The 14,502-nt window shown below is 58.6% G+C and carries 19 protein-coding genes, 3 tRNA genes and 1 pseudogene; 20 read left to right on the top strand and 3 right to left on the bottom strand.

Features of this window, described 5'->3' with window-relative positions; genetic code table 11:
* Positions 1-101: 101 nt before the first annotated feature.
* The gene (locus BI49514_RS12085; protein WP_101546780.1) at positions 102-1,028 is read left to right on the top strand and encodes a GTP pyrophosphokinase; all 927 of its coding nucleotides are present in this window, start codon (positions 102-104) and stop codon (positions 1,026-1,028) included.
* A gap of 94 nt (positions 1,029-1,122) precedes the next feature.
* Here BI49514_RS12085 and BI49514_RS16585 read toward each other — a convergent pair whose 3' ends face one another.
* Positions 1,123-1,614 carry a YajQ family cyclic di-GMP-binding protein gene (locus BI49514_RS16585; protein WP_167443926.1) on the bottom strand — a complete coding sequence of 164 codons (492 nt, stop codon included), beginning with the start codon at positions 1,612-1,614 and terminating at the stop codon, positions 1,123-1,125.
* A gap of 160 nt (positions 1,615-1,774) precedes the next feature.
* On the opposite strand from BI49514_RS16585, the gene BI49514_RS12080 reads away from it, so the two are divergent.
* Both BI49514_RS12080 and BI49514_RS12075 read left to right on the top strand, forming a co-directional pair.
* Positions 1,775-1,856: transfer RNA gene (locus tag BI49514_RS12080), tRNA-Tyr, on the top strand.
* Positions 1,857-1,993: 137 nt separating this feature from the next.
* The gene (locus tag BI49514_RS12075) at positions 1,994-2,521 is read left to right on the top strand and encodes a DnaJ family domain-containing protein (RefSeq protein WP_101546779.1); all 528 of its coding nucleotides are present in this window, start codon (positions 1,994-1,996) and stop codon (positions 2,519-2,521) included.
* On the opposite strand, the gene BI49514_RS12070 is transcribed toward BI49514_RS12075, so the two are convergent.
* Positions 2,436-2,885, bottom strand: coding sequence for a hypothetical protein (locus BI49514_RS12070; protein ID WP_180954384.1), 450 nt, complete (start codon positions 2,883-2,885; stop codon positions 2,436-2,438). The genes BI49514_RS12075 and BI49514_RS12070 overlap by 86 nt on opposite strands.
* Before the next feature lie 372 nt (positions 2,886-3,257).
* Here BI49514_RS12070 and BI49514_RS12060 point away from each other — a divergent pair, with 372 nt between their 5' ends.
* From BI49514_RS12060 to BI49514_RS12050, 3 genes are all read left to right on the top strand, one after another.
* On the top strand, positions 3,258-4,058 hold the full coding sequence (locus BI49514_RS12060) for a glycerophosphodiester phosphodiesterase (protein ID WP_101546776.1): 801 nt from the start codon (positions 3,258-3,260) through the stop codon (positions 4,056-4,058).
* Between the two features lie 134 nt (positions 4,059-4,192).
* Positions 4,193-4,265 (top strand) — tRNA-Thr (locus BI49514_RS12055).
* A gap of 27 nt (positions 4,266-4,292) precedes the next feature.
* A tRNA-Met gene (locus tag BI49514_RS12050) sits at positions 4,293-4,366 on the top strand.
* Positions 4,367-4,401: 35 nt separating this feature from the next.
* Here the strand turns inward: BI49514_RS12050 and BI49514_RS17305 are convergent.
* Positions 4,402-4,656 (bottom strand): annotated as a pseudogene (locus BI49514_RS17305) (helix-turn-helix domain-containing protein); the annotation flags it as partial.
* Positions 4,657-4,767: 111 nt separating this feature from the next.
* On the opposite strand from BI49514_RS17305, the gene BI49514_RS16380 reads away from it, so the two are divergent.
* The 14 genes from BI49514_RS16380 to BI49514_RS11975 all read left to right on the top strand — a co-directional run bounded on the left by BI49514_RS16380 (position 4,768) and on the right by BI49514_RS11975 (position 14,487).
* Positions 4,768-5,001: a helix-turn-helix domain-containing protein gene (locus tag BI49514_RS16380; RefSeq protein WP_145996221.1), complete on the top strand. Its 234-nt coding sequence runs from the start codon at positions 4,768-4,770 to the stop codon at positions 4,999-5,001.
* The gene (locus BI49514_RS16375) at positions 4,998-5,855 is read left to right on the top strand and encodes a hypothetical protein (protein WP_145996220.1); all 858 of its coding nucleotides are present in this window, start codon (positions 4,998-5,000) and stop codon (positions 5,853-5,855) included. Before BI49514_RS16380 ends, BI49514_RS16375 begins: the two co-directional genes overlap by 4 nt.
* Positions 5,852-6,613 (top strand): hypothetical protein, encoded by a 762-nt coding sequence (locus tag BI49514_RS12035; RefSeq protein ID WP_101546774.1) that lies wholly within the window; start codon positions 5,852-5,854, stop codon positions 6,611-6,613. The genes BI49514_RS16375 and BI49514_RS12035 overlap by 4 nt, the downstream gene beginning before the upstream one ends.
* 11 nt (positions 6,614-6,624) lie before the next feature.
* Positions 6,625-6,906, top strand: coding sequence for a hypothetical protein (locus BI49514_RS12030; RefSeq protein WP_145996219.1), 282 nt, complete (start codon positions 6,625-6,627; stop codon positions 6,904-6,906).
* A gap of 14 nt (positions 6,907-6,920) precedes the next feature.
* Positions 6,921-8,045: a DUF2637 domain-containing protein gene (locus BI49514_RS12025; RefSeq protein WP_101546815.1), complete on the top strand. Its 1,125-nt coding sequence runs from the start codon at positions 6,921-6,923 to the stop codon at positions 8,043-8,045.
* 64 nt (positions 8,046-8,109) lie between these two features.
* A complete protein-coding gene (locus BI49514_RS12020) occupies positions 8,110-8,622 on the top strand; it encodes a hypothetical protein (protein ID WP_101546772.1) in 513 nt (170 codons plus the stop codon).
* A complete protein-coding gene (locus BI49514_RS12015) occupies positions 8,615-9,091 on the top strand; it encodes a hypothetical protein (RefSeq protein WP_101546771.1) in 477 nt (158 codons plus the stop codon). Before BI49514_RS12020 ends, BI49514_RS12015 begins: the two co-directional genes overlap by 8 nt.
* Positions 9,091-9,474: a hypothetical protein gene (locus BI49514_RS12010; protein WP_101546770.1), complete on the top strand. Its 384-nt coding sequence runs from the start codon at positions 9,091-9,093 to the stop codon at positions 9,472-9,474. Before BI49514_RS12015 ends, BI49514_RS12010 begins: the two co-directional genes overlap by 1 nt.
* Positions 9,471-9,908 carry a hypothetical protein gene (locus BI49514_RS12005; RefSeq protein WP_101546769.1) on the top strand — a complete coding sequence of 146 codons (438 nt, stop codon included), beginning with the start codon at positions 9,471-9,473 and terminating at the stop codon, positions 9,906-9,908. Before BI49514_RS12010 ends, BI49514_RS12005 begins: the two co-directional genes overlap by 4 nt.
* A gap of 339 nt (positions 9,909-10,247) precedes the next feature.
* On the top strand, positions 10,248-11,426 hold the full coding sequence (locus BI49514_RS16370; RefSeq protein WP_115614108.1) for a helix-turn-helix domain-containing protein: 1,179 nt from the start codon (positions 10,248-10,250) through the stop codon (positions 11,424-11,426).
* Between the two features lie 23 nt (positions 11,427-11,449).
* The gene (locus BI49514_RS11990; RefSeq protein WP_167444046.1) at positions 11,450-12,310 is read left to right on the top strand and encodes a sigma factor; all 861 of its coding nucleotides are present in this window, start codon (positions 11,450-11,452) and stop codon (positions 12,308-12,310) included.
* A complete protein-coding gene (locus tag BI49514_RS11985) occupies positions 12,310-12,657 on the top strand; it encodes a hypothetical protein (RefSeq protein ID WP_101546765.1) in 348 nt (115 codons plus the stop codon). Before BI49514_RS11990 ends, BI49514_RS11985 begins: the two co-directional genes overlap by 1 nt.
* 50 nt (positions 12,658-12,707) lie before the next feature.
* The gene (locus BI49514_RS11980; RefSeq protein WP_101546764.1) at positions 12,708-13,565 is read left to right on the top strand and encodes a hypothetical protein; all 858 of its coding nucleotides are present in this window, start codon (positions 12,708-12,710) and stop codon (positions 13,563-13,565) included.
* A gap of 163 nt (positions 13,566-13,728) precedes the next feature.
* Positions 13,729-14,487: a hypothetical protein gene (locus BI49514_RS11975; protein ID WP_101546763.1), complete on the top strand. Its 759-nt coding sequence runs from the start codon at positions 13,729-13,731 to the stop codon at positions 14,485-14,487.
* Positions 14,488-14,502: the final 15 nt, after the last annotated feature.

Raw genomic sequence — 14,502 nt, 5'->3', positions numbered from 1 at the left:
GACGTCCAGACCACGCCAGCGCACACCAAGTCGCACCAGCGTGCAGCAGATCGCACCAGCGAGCGTGGACCATTGCGCTGAAGGCCGGCAGGGGAGACCGCGTGAGAAACGAATCGCAGCTCAAAACGATCGTCGAACGTGCCTATGTCGAACGGCTCAACGCCTGGCAGACGGCGGCGGTGCGGATCAAACACTGGCTGACCGAACAGCAGAAGGGCCTGCTCAAGGACAAGGACATCTCCCGCCTCGACGTCGACGGTCATCGGATCAAGGACGCGGCACGGACCCTGGCGAAGCTGACGGAGAAGACCGACGACGATCCAGATCTGACGATCACCTCCGCCGAGGATGTCGAAGACCAGATCCGCGACATCGTCGGCGTCAAGGTGCTGTGCAAATCACCGCGTGATCAGTCGATGATGTTCGCCGCGCTGCGCGATCCCGATCAGCTTGGCGCGTTCGAACTCATCGAGTGGAAAGACTACACGGACCCGCCGAAGGCCAGCGGCTACCGTGCCTGCCACGTCATCCTGCGCATCCCGTCTGACCAAGGGCCGCCCGTCTTCGCCGAGATCCAGGTCAAGACCCGGCTCCAGGACGCCTGGAGCGAACTGACCCATGAGGACATGTACAAACCCGGCGCTGCGATGAAGCCGAGCAAGCTGCACGGCGAATTCGCCCGTGCCATGGCGAACATGCTCGCGACCGTCGATGACATGGCCGATACCCTCGCCGTCGAGCTCACCGCGCTGACGAACCCGGAACCCGTCGTCGAACTCGACGAACTGCGGGAACAGGACACGGGCATCGACGTTCGGGTCCGCGCGACCGGCCCGAAATACGCGCTCGCCGTCGACGGCTCGGGACGCCAGGGCCTCATCCCCGCCTTCGCCATCCGCGAACTCAGCGGCCAGAAGGGCACCATCAAGGTCAATGATTTCATCCACCTCGACGATCGTCTCCGGGCCAGCGTCGAAGAGGACTCGAAGGGTCTGTACTACATCCCGCTCGAACTCCCCGAACACTGACCGGCCTCTTGCGAGTCACAGCGTTACGGGCGAATACGACACCGGCCCGGTCCGCACTCAGCAGTGCGGATCGGGCCGGTGTGGTGCGCGGCAATCAGCGGTAGTTTGTGAACTGCAGGTCGACGTCTAGGTTCTGTCCCTTGAGCAGGGCGATGACTTCCTGCAGGTCGTCGCGCTTCTTCGAGCTCACGCGCAGCTCATCGCCCTGGATCTGCGCTTTGACGCCCTTGGGGCCCTCGTCGCGGATGATCTTCGAGATCTTCTTCGCATTGTCCTTGTCGATGCCCTCTTTGAGGGACGCGTCGATTCGGTGCTCCTTGCCGGAGGGGTACGGCTCACCGTCCTCCAGGGACTTCAGCGAGATTCCGCGCTTGACCAGCTTCGACTGGAAGACGTCGAGGATGGCCTTGACCCGGTCCTCGCTGTTGGCCTTCATCTGCACGGCTTCCCCGCTCCAGGCGATCGATGCATCGGTGCCGCGGAAGTCGTAGCGGGAGTTGATCTCCTTCGCCGCCTGATTGAGCGCGTTGTCGGCTTCCTGACGGTCGACCTTGCTGACGATGTCGAATGAGGATTCGCTGGCCATGAATGCTCCTTTGTCTGCAATCGGTGATGCCCGCCTGAAACGGGCGTGGCTGTTGGGTCCGAGTCTAGTCGAGGTCCCGAATTGTGATCTGCGTCTAACGAGTTGGTGATTCGGGTCCGGGCCTTGTATTCTTTTCAGGTGCTCATCGAGCGCTGACTGCGGCAGATTGCCCGAGCGGCCAAAGGGAGCTGACTGTAAATCAGCCGGCATTGCCTTCATAGGTTCGAATCCTATATCTGCCACGCAGAACGGAGAAGCTCCGTGACCGAGAGGTCACGGAGCTTCTCTCATTTTCCACCCGTTCCCTTGCCCAGTCGCCCGACCGACGCCTACCGTGTGAGGACAAAGCGGAAATGCTCCGCCGAGGAGGGCCGAACCGATGAGCGATGACACGGACGATGCGCAGCCGCCTCGGCGTTTGAATTCGCTCGAGGACCGCAACGCTGTCGTCGAATCCGCTCTCGACCGAGCCATCAAGCGCGGGGACTTCGACGATCTGTCGGGCCGCGGCAAACCGCTGACCGGTCTGCACGGCTCATCCGATCCCGACTGGTGGATCAAGCAGAAGATGGATTCCGAGGGCATCAACGGTGTCGCTCCGGCCGCTTTCCAGCTGCGCAAGGAGAACGCCGTCCTCGAAGAGACTGTCGACGCTTTCTCCACCGAGTCCGAGGTCCGCGACTACCTTGCCGGCTTCAATGCCCGGGTGCGGGAGGCCGTGATGGATCTGCGCGACGGCCCGCCCGTTTTCACTCCGCCCCGCAACGTGGAGAAGGAGATCGCTGCATGGCGGCGTAGGAACGTGAAGAAGTACGACGCCGTCACCGAGGCGGAACCCGGGGATCAGCCCGCCGATCAGGCGTCGGCGGGTTCCCCTCGGCGATGGTGGCATCGTTTCCGGCGCTGATGCGGGAACGAGCGGTGGCGCTGTCTTCGGCGAGGTTGACGGCGATCGTGGTGCACACCAGGCCGAGGATGGCCATTGGCAGGTGGAGTCCGTAGCTCGAGATCGCCAGGGACTGGACGACGAAGAGGGCGACGGCGGTGACGGTGACGGCATCGGTGGGCCACCTCGGGGAGAGGACCGGGCGCGGGCTCTCCCAACGTTTAGTGATCGTCGAGATCGCCCACACGATGAGCAGGACGGCGATGACGAAGACCGGACAGGTCAGCCACCAGGCTCCGGTGCCGGGATCGGGCATCGGCTGCCACAGCAGCTGGATTCCGGTGAGCAGGACGATGGCCGGCACTTGCCATAGGTAGGCGGACACGAGCCGGCTGCTGAGGAAGAACACGATGGCGTGGGCTTGAGCATCACTCGCAGTGGGATCAGCGAGCCCATGTGGAAGAGCAGAGGTGCAACGAGGAAGGTGTATGCCTGAAGCAGCAGTGAATCGTCGATCACCGTTTCTGGGACTACGCCGATCTTTAGCTTCCATGGTGAACCTTCGCATTTAGGAACTGAGGTACCGCACAAGATATCCGCTGCAGTCGTGCCTGTGTCGAAAGTGAGGTGAGTTCCCATCATCCGCGACGCGTCCGCGGTGCGTTCCGCTCGACGGCGGCATCGCCTCCGCGGCTGACCCATGGAAGTGCGACCGCCTGTCATGCGACTTTGTGCTCTCAGGGCATAGGCTGAAGCCATGAGTTTTCAGCAGTTCCTCCACGAGCGGGGCATCGTCGAACGCCCGGGATCCGGCAGCCGCCCACTGGTGATCGCCCACCGCGGCTATTCCGCCGTGGTTCCCGAGAACAGCCTGGCCGCGGTCGATGCCGCACGCGCCCTCGGTGTCGATCTCATCGAGGTCGACACCTCGACCAGCGCCGACGGCGTCCCCGTCATCCTCCACGACCCGGACCTGGACCGAACCACGAACCGAAAGGGCCCCGTGGTCAATCTCACCGCCGAAGAGCTGTCGTTCGTCGACGCCGGCTCGTGGATGGGGCCGGGCTTCCATGGAGTCCGCATCCCGACCTTGTCGGCCGTGATGCGAGATATCCAGCACCAAGGCGGTGAGTTGCTGCTCGAGCTCAAAGGAGAGTGGTCATCGGGTGCGGTGGCGAGGATCTCGGAGCTGGTGGTGGAGACCGGCATTGCCGACCGGATGGTCGTCCAGTCGTTCAATCTCGAAACACTTGAGACCTGTCGAGACATGCTGCCGATGGTGGCTCGCTTCCTCCTGCGCATGGTACCGAAACCCGAGGACATCGAGATCGCTCGCGATCTCGGGGCGGTGGCGATCAACCCCTCGTACAAAGGGTTCTCCATGCGCAAATCCGTCGTCACCGAGATAATGGACAACGACCTCGGTGTCTTCGTCTGGACTGCCGACGAGATGAACGAATGGAGGGAGCTCCTCGGGGCCGAGGTCGACGGGATCATCACGAACCATCCCGGTCGTCTGCAGGGATACCTTGCGGGGCGATTCGACCCCGTGGAATGAGTGTTTTTCCTGGTGAAGGCGGTTCAGGCTGGAGCTCTGTGTGAGGTTTGGCTGGAGATCGCGGGACGTGTGAGTGACGTCACTGACACCCGATTTGCCCAGAGCGAGCGAACCCGTGTAAATTCTTACCTGTTGCCCCGATAGCTCAGTCGGCAGAGCATCTCCATGGTAAGGAGAAGGTCAAGGGTTCGATTCCCTTTCGGGGCTCTCGTGCCGCCTAGAATGCGGCGCTGGGGCGGGGTAGCTCAGCTGGTTAGAGCGCACGACTCATAATCGTGAGGTCGGGGGATCGAGTCCCCCTCCCGCTACCGTTCGAAGAACCTCCATCCACCGGGTGGGGGTTCTTCTCATTCACAAGGTCACCAAGCAGCTCAGCGAGTGAAATATCGAGTGCATTCGCAATCAGCATCAGTTCGGCTGCTGAAAAGGGAAGGACGCCCCGGAGGCGCTTCGAAATCGCAGACTGCCCAATGCCGAGTAGTTCTGCAACGGTGAACTGTTTGACACCTCTGCGGGCGAGCCAGGCGCGAACTTCATTGCTCACTTTGAGGTTGGCTTCACGTTCCAGGTCAACGGGTGCTTCGGGTGCTGTAGTCATATAAGAATTGTATCCCGTCTAGGGACTCAGGCATAGCCAGAGCGGTAAAAATATTCGCTCAGAGACATTTGTTGCTTGCAGAATAGTCCTCAGAGGACTATGGTTTTCTCTATGAGCTATCAACTAGCCCTGAGAGGCAATATCAAAGCTGCCATGGCGCGTCGCGATTGGCTTGGACTTCAAGCAGCCGAAGCAATTGGGCTGACACCAGCACAGTTCTCGTCGCGGCTACACGGTCGCACGGAATGGCGAATCAACGAACTCGTTTCGCTTGCGAATGCGTTGGAAGTCCCCTTTTCCCTGCTTGTCGAAGGAATCGACTCAGAGGCGGTGATGTCGGCATGAGTACCGAACTCGTAAGTCAATTTTCATCCGCAGAAGCACGTGAATTGACCGACGAACTCAAAGAAGATTACGGATCACTCCAGGTCAAGATTTCTGCTGCATGGAAAGGCCGCATCTGGCTCGCCCTCGGCTATGACTCTTGGCAGGACTACCTGGACGAAGAATTTCGAGACGTCAGTCTGCGCCCGCCAAAAGAACTTCAAGAGCAAGTGATTTCGGAGCTCCGCGCTGCTGGAATGAGTACTCGCGGAATTGCTTCTGCAACTGACCTGAGTCAACCGACCATCGTCCGACGACTGAGCGGGGCAGGTGATTCAAATGAATCACCTGAATCCAGTGACCCCATCGTCGGACTGGACGGCAAGCAATATGACCGCGAGCAGCCGAAGACGGCATCACCACCTGCCCCGTCCTTAGATGACAACATCATCGACGCGGAAGTGGTCGATGATGACGAAGAAGATTACGACCTCGTCGCAGGGTCGGGTCTCGAACCGGCATCGGTGAGCTTGCGTGAGTCGAACAACACTCCAGGACATGAGCATGTAGTTCGGGCAATTCGTGAACTGCATTACGGTGCCGGATCACCACTGCCGATGGTGAAGAAACAGTCCAAGCTCCTCGAAGTGGCATTTAGCGGTGGGGTATCAGACCTTGCCTCCCTCGACGGAGGCAAGGTGGAAGACCTCGGACGAGACGTAGCGGACGCCCTAGGAGTGTTGTCCGATTTGCTGTCGGCAATGGACAGACAGTCCATCCCGTCGTTTCAGTCAGCCCTCTCTGACACAGACACCGTGGGATCAATCAAGAAAACCGTCACCAACCTCCAAACGATCAGTGGGAGAGCGTCATGAAGCTGGTGGCTGGCTCTGAACGATTGAGTGGAAATGAGTCGTTGGAAGAAATCTTTCAGGACGCGGTGGTCGACTGGCTCCTTACGTCACTGAGCATGTTTGGACTGCTGTTCGTGAAAGTCATCTTGCCAATCTGCTTGGCCTGGGCAGTCCTGATTTGGATGTTGCGAGTGATTACCTCCTTTGGACGTGGAACGGAGGGCAGAACGGTGGGTCGTGCTAGTGCTCCATTGGGACATATGGAGTCAGGGCAAAAGTGGTCGCCTATGGACATAATCGTGGCGCGACATGATGCAGCACGGAAACGGTGGAGCCAGTGGCATACCGACCTTGACCTATTGATCGAGTTCCCGGCGATTCATGACGTGACGAATGAAGAATTCGCGGTGCGAATCATCGACGCAGCGGAAGCCGCTGAACAGGCGCGAGAAAAGTGGGAAGCGGACTCGTCCGAATCGGTCATCACTGCGTATGAACTGGCGGTCGATGAATTCGACGAAGCCCTGCGGACCGGCGAGAAACAAGCTCGACTACTCGGCCGCGGCCCATCCCTGGATCCTGTGTTTAAGCGGGTGATGGACGACGCAGCACATCTGGTGGAAGTGATGCGGCGGATTGATACCCCCAATGATGACCGCTTCCGCCTGATGCGTGCTCTGTACAAGACCCTCAAGCCCATCATCGGTGAGGAAACGGCGCAGATTCCCGAACTGCAGCTGGTGACGATGGGTCGATTGACCACTCTCGAATCGGATTGATTGGACGAATGATGAATACCTCGAAGCTGACCAAACCATTGCTGCTACTGACTGCTGGGATTCTGGCCGCGTCTCTGTCCGGGTGTGAATCGAAGCGAGTCGAGGACACCCCCGAAGAAGGATCGAACGAGACGAATGATCCATCGGTGGTTGAAGAACGCGGCGACGGACAGGGCCTTCATGAAGAGCCCATCGTGCTCGAAGACGGTCGCACCATTACCTGCGTTGTCTATGACGGCGACAACGGTAATGGAGGAGTCTCGTGCGACTGGATTGGAGACGTTGACCGATGAGAGAGGAAATCAACATGACTTCCGAGAACTCAACACTGGCTCCCCAAACGCGGGGAGACATGGAAACGGCCCCACCCACAGGGGATGAGGCCGTCCAGCCAGAGAACCATGCAAGAGCATTAAGCAAAATTCAAAGGCACGACCAGGGTACACCGTCCGGCCTGACTACGACTGTCACCCTCGCACAGAAGTCACGGATCAACCCGGACGATCACCGCTTCGTCCGCCTGATCACTGTCGGTGTTGCGTTTGCAGGTCTTGTGGCATTCGGTATCAGTTTCGTCGCTCTCATGGAGGTGGCGTCCTGGTTGGGTCTGCCCGGATGGATGCACTGGGCTGTGCCAGCATTCATCGACACTGCGATTCTCGTGTATGCCGGGTCAATCCTGATTCACAAGACACGGGGAGAGAAGACTTGGCCATCGTGGGTTCTACTCGCAGCGTTCACTGGACTGTCGGTGGTGGCAAACGTGGCGCACGCATTGAGCTATGGGAGTGCTCGGACAGGATCGTGGCAAGGCCTCGTCGGAGCGGTGATCGCGGGGATGGTTCCGTTCGCGGTGTTCGCGGCTACCGAGCAGCTGTCACGAGTTGCGGTGGAAGATCCGATTTCACGTCGGCGAGAGAAGCAGGCCGAAGCCGAGTGGTTGGCAGAGCAGGCCGAACGGGAGCGGAAGCAGCTCGAGGTGGAAGCCGAGCGGGAGAACGCACGCCAAGAAGCCGAGCTGGCACGAGAGCAGCATGTGACGAATCTCGAATTGGTGAGAGCTCAGCGGAAGGTCCTGACCTCACGCGCCGAACAAGGAGAACAGATCGCACTGCCCGATGCTTCAAAACTGGCAAGCGTTCCCACCGAGCCGAAGGCGAAAGACGACAGCACCACTGCTACGTCAAAGCCCAAGACTACGTCGAATACTGACATGGATGCCGTCATCGAGTTCATCACCAAACGAACCGAAAAAGGGACAGACACCTCGGGCGCAGACCTGGCCGGTGAGTTCGGATTCAGCGATAAGACCGGGCGCCGGCGACTGGCCGCACTGAGGGAATCGCATCCCCACATTTTCAACGCCGAAGGACGACGAGCGACTGCGGGTGCGAGAGAGAACGGAGAAGACGATGAGTCTCCAATCTCTTGACCGAAGTGAAAGCCGCTCCCTCGTGACCGGAATTGAAATTGAAACACACTCCAAGGAGGAAACCATGGGTAACGTCATCGCAACTTTCGAGACCGAAGACGCATTCATCGCCGCCGAACTGAGCGACGTGCACACGTTGCGCGACGGGGCAGGAGACGTTTGGCTCGTGTTCGGGGGATTCGACGGAGACTGGTGGGCAATTCGTGCGCGCAATGAGGATGACCCGGCAGGCCCGGATGAGGACCATTCTCGGCCGGTAGGTCCGTCGAGCATAGGCAACCTGAAGTTCCCCGTCGCAGTGATCGACGTGCATGACGCACTGGCCGAGGCGGAGGCAATCGCGACGTTCGAGACCAACTCAGACGAGCGCGACCGCGACTGGTGGATTAAGAACGCGAACGTCAACAACGCTGAGGACTGCGAAGCGTGCGGCGTGGAGGAGGACTTGTGCCCCGTCCACCACGGAATCGCCGTCGGCGTTGACATGGTGACGAAGAAGCTCGCCGCGCTTGCAGGCGACCCGGAATTGTTCGCACGCGTTCCCGATCTGAAAGAACCGGAGGCTGATTATGTCTGAATCGATGCTGATGACCGAAGCGAATATGAATCCCCACGATCAGCGCATTCCGATGGACGAGGTCGGGCTGCATGTGGCTCACTTGCTGGCCAGTGACGTGATCGTACCCTTCCTGTACTTAGGGCACTTCGCTGAAGATGACTACCAAGCAACTCCAGTCGTGGCCAGCCTTGCCTATATCGGGACGGAGACGAAGCACCCATTCACTGGCAAGCCGCTGATGCAGGTTGTGCTGGAAGAAGATTCGAGAGTGCTGTTCGTCGCCTACGACCGAATGGTGTGCGCCAGCGACAGCGATTGCCCATTGTGCGACCCGTTATGGGATGAGTACCGCTGCTACGTCGACGAAGTGCCGGAAGGTCGGGGAATCTCAGCACTGCTCGAAGCAGGTTTGCCGGGACCGGTTGTGATCGACGCGCGAGATATCCCCGAAGGAAACGTTGCCGGTGACGGGGAGAAGGGGCAGTAATGATCGCGCCGAACGGACGAGGACCGAGAATCGGAACGCAATTTCGCAGCGAAGACTCGGCACCGGCTGCCCGACGGGTCGTTGACGCGAAGGACCTGGCTGATGCGTCCAGAGACCATGGCGTGGCTACCTGGGAGCCGAGAGTCGGTCATTTCGCGGCAATGAGGGCGGTCGCTGACTTCTGGCGAGGTCCCACCGCGAAAGCAGAACGCGTAGAGAAGATGCGCGAACTCGTCGACGTGCTGGAGGAACTGGCGAACGACCGAGCGATCACGTTCCACGCGCGGGTGGGGGACCGATTCTCGCAAGACATGCGGCAAGGCTATCTGGCGGCGAGAAGAGCGCTGATGGAAGCAATCGAACGAGCGGAGGAACGATCATGAAGGTTTCGATCCGTATGGGAAAGAACTGGGCGAAGCTCGGCCGAGCGATTGGTGACGATGTTGTAGGCACCTATCAACCGGTTGCCATGTACCGGCGTTCAGAACCGAAGATTCGGCGAGTGTTTATGACCGCCGTGTGGTGGCTGTGGTGTGTATTGGTCCTGGGCGTCCTGGAACACACGTCCTATTTGACGAGAGCCATCAAATGGGTGCGCGAAGCGCCCGCAGAAGAGGTCAGTACCGGACTTCTTGCTGTCGCGAATCTGATTGTGGTGTTGATGCTGCTGGTGAAGGTTTTGGCGGTGTTTAGGCGGAACGAGTCCCTCGTGTCCATCAATACCGGAGAGTCGGGAGGACGGGCGCGAGGCTATGTCCGTGAGGCTGCGCCCGGAGTGACGGCTGACAAGCCGGGGCGGGTGACAGGTCGTGAATAGAAGCTTTTTCTTCTTAGCCGTCCTTGGGTTTGTGCTCACTTTGGGAACGCTGGCCGAGCTGACCTATCAGGGTCCGTGGTTCCTGCATTGGCTGGACCTGCGGTGGTGGTGGGGATGGATCGCAAACGGCTGGGTATGGCTGGACTCAGTGATCGATCTGAGGATCAGCTTCAAAGAGCCACAGCCTGACGAGTGGTGAACACGATGCCTGTCGATGAGGAAAAGCCTCCAATCGAGGTTCCGGGGCAACTGGACTTACTCGATGAAATCCCCGGCGAAACACGTGGGACAGAGAAAACGGAACAACAAAATCAACACGAGAACTGAAGGGGGTGAAGCATGGCGGTAGAAATGATCACGTGGGCCAGACGGCAAGTATTCGATCTATTCGAGCTCTCGGGACCAGAACGGTTCATCCTGATGCTGGTGGCCGATAACGCGTCATTTGATGAAGAGTCAGGACTATGGTCGGCCTTTCCTTCGCAGAGTCTATTGGCGCGGGAATCCGGGTTCAACGAACGCACAGTGCAGCGTGCACTGAAACGGTTCCGTGACCTCGGTCTGGTGAGTGTTGAAGTCCGATACACGGCAGCGGGAGCGAAGTCAGGCAACATGTATCGGCTGCATCCAGAAGCAGTGAATGAGCCGATTGCGCGGACTGAAGCAATCCCCGAGAGCGCAACAGCCGACAGAGAGTCGGGTGTTGAGAATTCAGTACCCGGCAGGGAGTCTGATGGCCGCTCTCCGGGCCGAGAAATCAAGAGCCGACAGACAGTCGGGTCCATGAAGCAAGGTTCACCTAACCGACTGTCAGTCGGGGGGTACCGGACTGAGAGTCGGGTCCCGCGCGCGGAGACTGACGCGGGTGCGTCTCTAACCGTCATTGAACCGTCATCGTCTTCTGTGACTACCAGCGAACGTGTCGGGCCGCAGAAGCGCTCGGCGGGAGCCGAGGCAGAGAAGACGACGAAGATCGAGAATGAAGAAATTCAGAGGGGCGAACAGAGCGGACAGCTTGGCTGCATCCGGGTGTCGAATGCTCGTGGCTCGGTCGATCTGGACAAGCTCGTCGCTGTCGTGGACGGACAGTGGCCGGTCGCCCTTGACCGTGACCGGGCGGTCTGGCTGGCCGAACAGATCATCGGACGGTCCGCACGGACGGTCGGAGCACCGGACGCTTTCATTCGCCGTAGCCTGCTCAACGACGGTCACGATTGGTGGGAAGCCGTCAGTGGCCGTTTCGGTGACCACAGCGGGACAGTCCGGACACAGGGACGGTCAGTCGGTCAGGAACCTAAATGTCCGATTCGGCATCACGCCGAGTCCGGGTGGAACGCTCGGACCTGCCCTGGATGCAGAAAACAATTCGACTTCCCCAAGCTGCTCGACCGGTCAGTGTACGAAGCACTCGATGCGGATGTCCGCGAGCTAGTTGACCGGGACCAAACGGTCACTGTCATGGAAACCACCTCGGTCAACGACCGAACAACTCAGGCGAGTGACCGGGCTACAGGATGACGGGGAAGAAAGGACAGCGAACCATGCAAGAGCACAAAAAACCATTTTCAGAAGATGAATTGCTTGCAGCCGTTGAGACTGTCTCAAAGCGAACGATCCGACCACGTATGGCGTCGATCGGACTCTCCCGCTGGGCAGATGACGTGGCCGGTGAAGTGATCGTGTCGGCGTGGAAAGCACGTGCCGGGTTCGACCCAGAACTGGGCAGGCTGGAAGCGTGGCTGACGGGAATCGCTCGGAACCGGATGGCCGACCTCATCGACATGGAGACTCGACGCAATCCGGGAGACTTGGTGGCAGGTGGAAAAGATTCCTCCGCTCCAGTAGAAGAAGCTCTTGATCGGATTGCGGCTGGTGATCCTCGCTCCTGGGGGACAGACATCGCCGTGGTTGTTGCAGAACATCTTGCGACGATGACGTGGCTTCGCCCAGTGATCTCTGCAGCCGCATCAGTGATGGAGACACAAGCATTCATGGTCGGATTCCTAACCCACCTGAAATTCGAATCAGATGTGAGAACCGCATCGAAAGCATTCGGACTCAGCGAACAGCGAGTACGTGACTGCAAACGGCTGTTCGAGTTGCACTGCCAGGTGATTCGCCGGGCCATCGATCACAAAGAGCAAGTGTCGCCGCGGGGAATCAGAGTCACAGATCTGATTCAGTGTCTGCCCGGTGCAGATGAGTCAGGGGCCTGGACTCGCGAAACCGCAATGGCAATGAGTTCGTGGAAAGGACCCATTAGCAAAGTCCCGGTTGAACACGTGGTCACGGTGACCGGATGGGAACGGAACACCGTCAGGCAGTATGTGGCAACGACAAGAACACTTCTCCAGGTGGCATTGGGAGTACTCAGTGCTGAGGATGCGAAAGGACGAGAGTGATGGCTGAGAAGAACTATCAAGACCAGGACGAAAGTCTGAACATCGAAACTAATGAGGAAGCACCAAACCAGGGGAAGCAGGAGACTGCGTCGGAAGATCTGTTCGAGTACGACAGGTATCGAGGACTGTTCGGTCGCTGGCGACTCATGCGGGATAAGAACCGAGCGCGTTTCCGTCGCTGGTGGACGTACTACCTTGAAAACATCGTTCCCAAAGAAGACGATGACGCTCCAGAGAATCTGCCGAAAATCTTCCACGGCCAGGCCGGCAGGCTGCTGTTGGGTGCGGTCGCAGTGATCGCTATGGCTGCTTGGGTGTTCGTACTGTGGTTGGTGTGGTCGCTGTGAAGATGTCCGCTTCCGAAGCAAGGAGCAAGGTTCTCAAATACGCATCCCGCGTGGTCAAAGAAGTCCGTTACTACCCGTTAGATGTGGTCGGAGCACGCGCGGTGAAACGGAGAGAGGAAGAACAGGTCGGTCTTGGTCCTGTAGATCGTGAAGAGCTCGATGCGTTGAGCGAACGCCCTATGCGGAACGAGTTGGCTGCCGTAAAGCGGATGCGGCTCGGTGACGGCCTCATTGCGGGGTTTCACGGGATTCCGATGTTCTGGGCAATGGGTTGCGTTTTCACGGTCCTACTGATGTTGGGTGGCCCATGGTCGGTGTTTAGTGGATCGGGATTTGGATACGGCTTCCTCGGCGGGGTACTGAACGGCATGGCAGGGGCGGCAGTGACTGGCGTCCTGTACCTCTTGGAGTTTCAGCTAGCGAGAGCCGAGAAAGACAGCTTGGCAAATTATTGCGAAATGCTGGAAGCGGGAGCCGCATCGACGTTGGTCGGCCACTCCGAAATTCTGTGGGCAGCTGAACTCATCAGCGAAGCCGAAACCAGCATGAGAGAGATTCAGTCCGCAGGATTGTCGACCACTGATGCCGAGACCAAGTTGGTGCGCCTCGTTGAACTGTCCATGATGCTGGCGTCGAGCCTGGAACAGATCATTTTCATCAGAACTGTCGACGAACGAATTTTGACGGGTCTGACGGACGCCGAGATACAGGCGGATGATGATCTGTGGCAGATCTGGGCTGACAACGAGAGAACGGAAATCGAATTTGAAGCGACATGGGCGGACTGGCAGTCCACACAGAGAGAACTGATCGGTCACGTGAGAGGACTCAGTCAAGAAGCGCGACGAGCTAAAGCACTTCTCGAAGCAGCTGGCAGGAATGCTCAGCGCCGAACACGGGAGGGATGAAGAAATGGCAGTGATGCGGCTATTTGAGTGACGGACGATGGAACCGTTGGGTTGTGGGCGGGTGATCTCATTGAGAGGTCACCCGCTTTCTATGCCCTGACAGACATATCCGGCTTCGAGAGAGAAACGACTACGACACGACGTTTTCTCCTTGGAGGCTCGAATGCTCGAAGACATCACCGCACCAGTAACGCAGCTGAATACAGTTGCGGCCTGGTTCCTGGGTTCAGCACTCGCGCTGGCGGTTGTCGGTTGCGGTGTGATGCTGACGATGTGGCTCGCAGGCAAGTCGTTCTCCATTCAAGAATGGTCAAAGAAGGGACAGGTCGGCGTAGGTCTGTTCTTCGTCGGAGTGATTCTGCTCGGTTCCATCGGCGGTGGAATCCAGTGGTCTTCGAGCGATTCGAAGACAGAAGGACTGTTGCCGGAAGCGGCGAAACAGAAAACGATCCGGGTCGACCGTAAACCGCCGCATTCAAAGTGCACGGCAACCGTCTCGATTTCATCGAAGAAACACATGAAAGCCAAGAAGGACGGGGCGGACAACGGTGAAGGGAAGAACGGTCTGAAGTATCAGCCCTCCGAAGCAGAAGCGTCGAAGATGGGCAAGGCGATTCGGGAAATCGGAGCGCACAAATGGAATGCCGATAAGGCATGGACGAAGAGCCTGACGTGGAAAGGCAACCACGGCGATCTGCCTTCCAAAGATGACTGGAAGAAGAACCGCAGCGAATACGAGAAGAAACACGAACCCATGTATTCGCGCATCCAGTGGCAACCAGACGGCAAAAAGGGCAACTGCGACAACACCAATTTCAATGCTGCAAAAGGTGCGCCGGTCGAAGTGATCTTCTTCGAAAAGTTCATGGACAACGACCCCGCCGTGTACGGGTACCGCAAGTTCACTATCCCGGTGAAGTAATTCCCCTCGAATTTC

The organism is Brevibacterium iodinum ATCC 49514 (assembly GCF_900169265.1).
GTDB classification, from domain to species: Bacteria; Actinomycetota; Actinomycetes; order Actinomycetales; family Brevibacteriaceae; genus Brevibacterium; species Brevibacterium iodinum.
The sequence above is the reverse complement of the archived record's forward strand: the minus strand, read 5'-3'. Positions and strand labels throughout refer to the sequence as shown.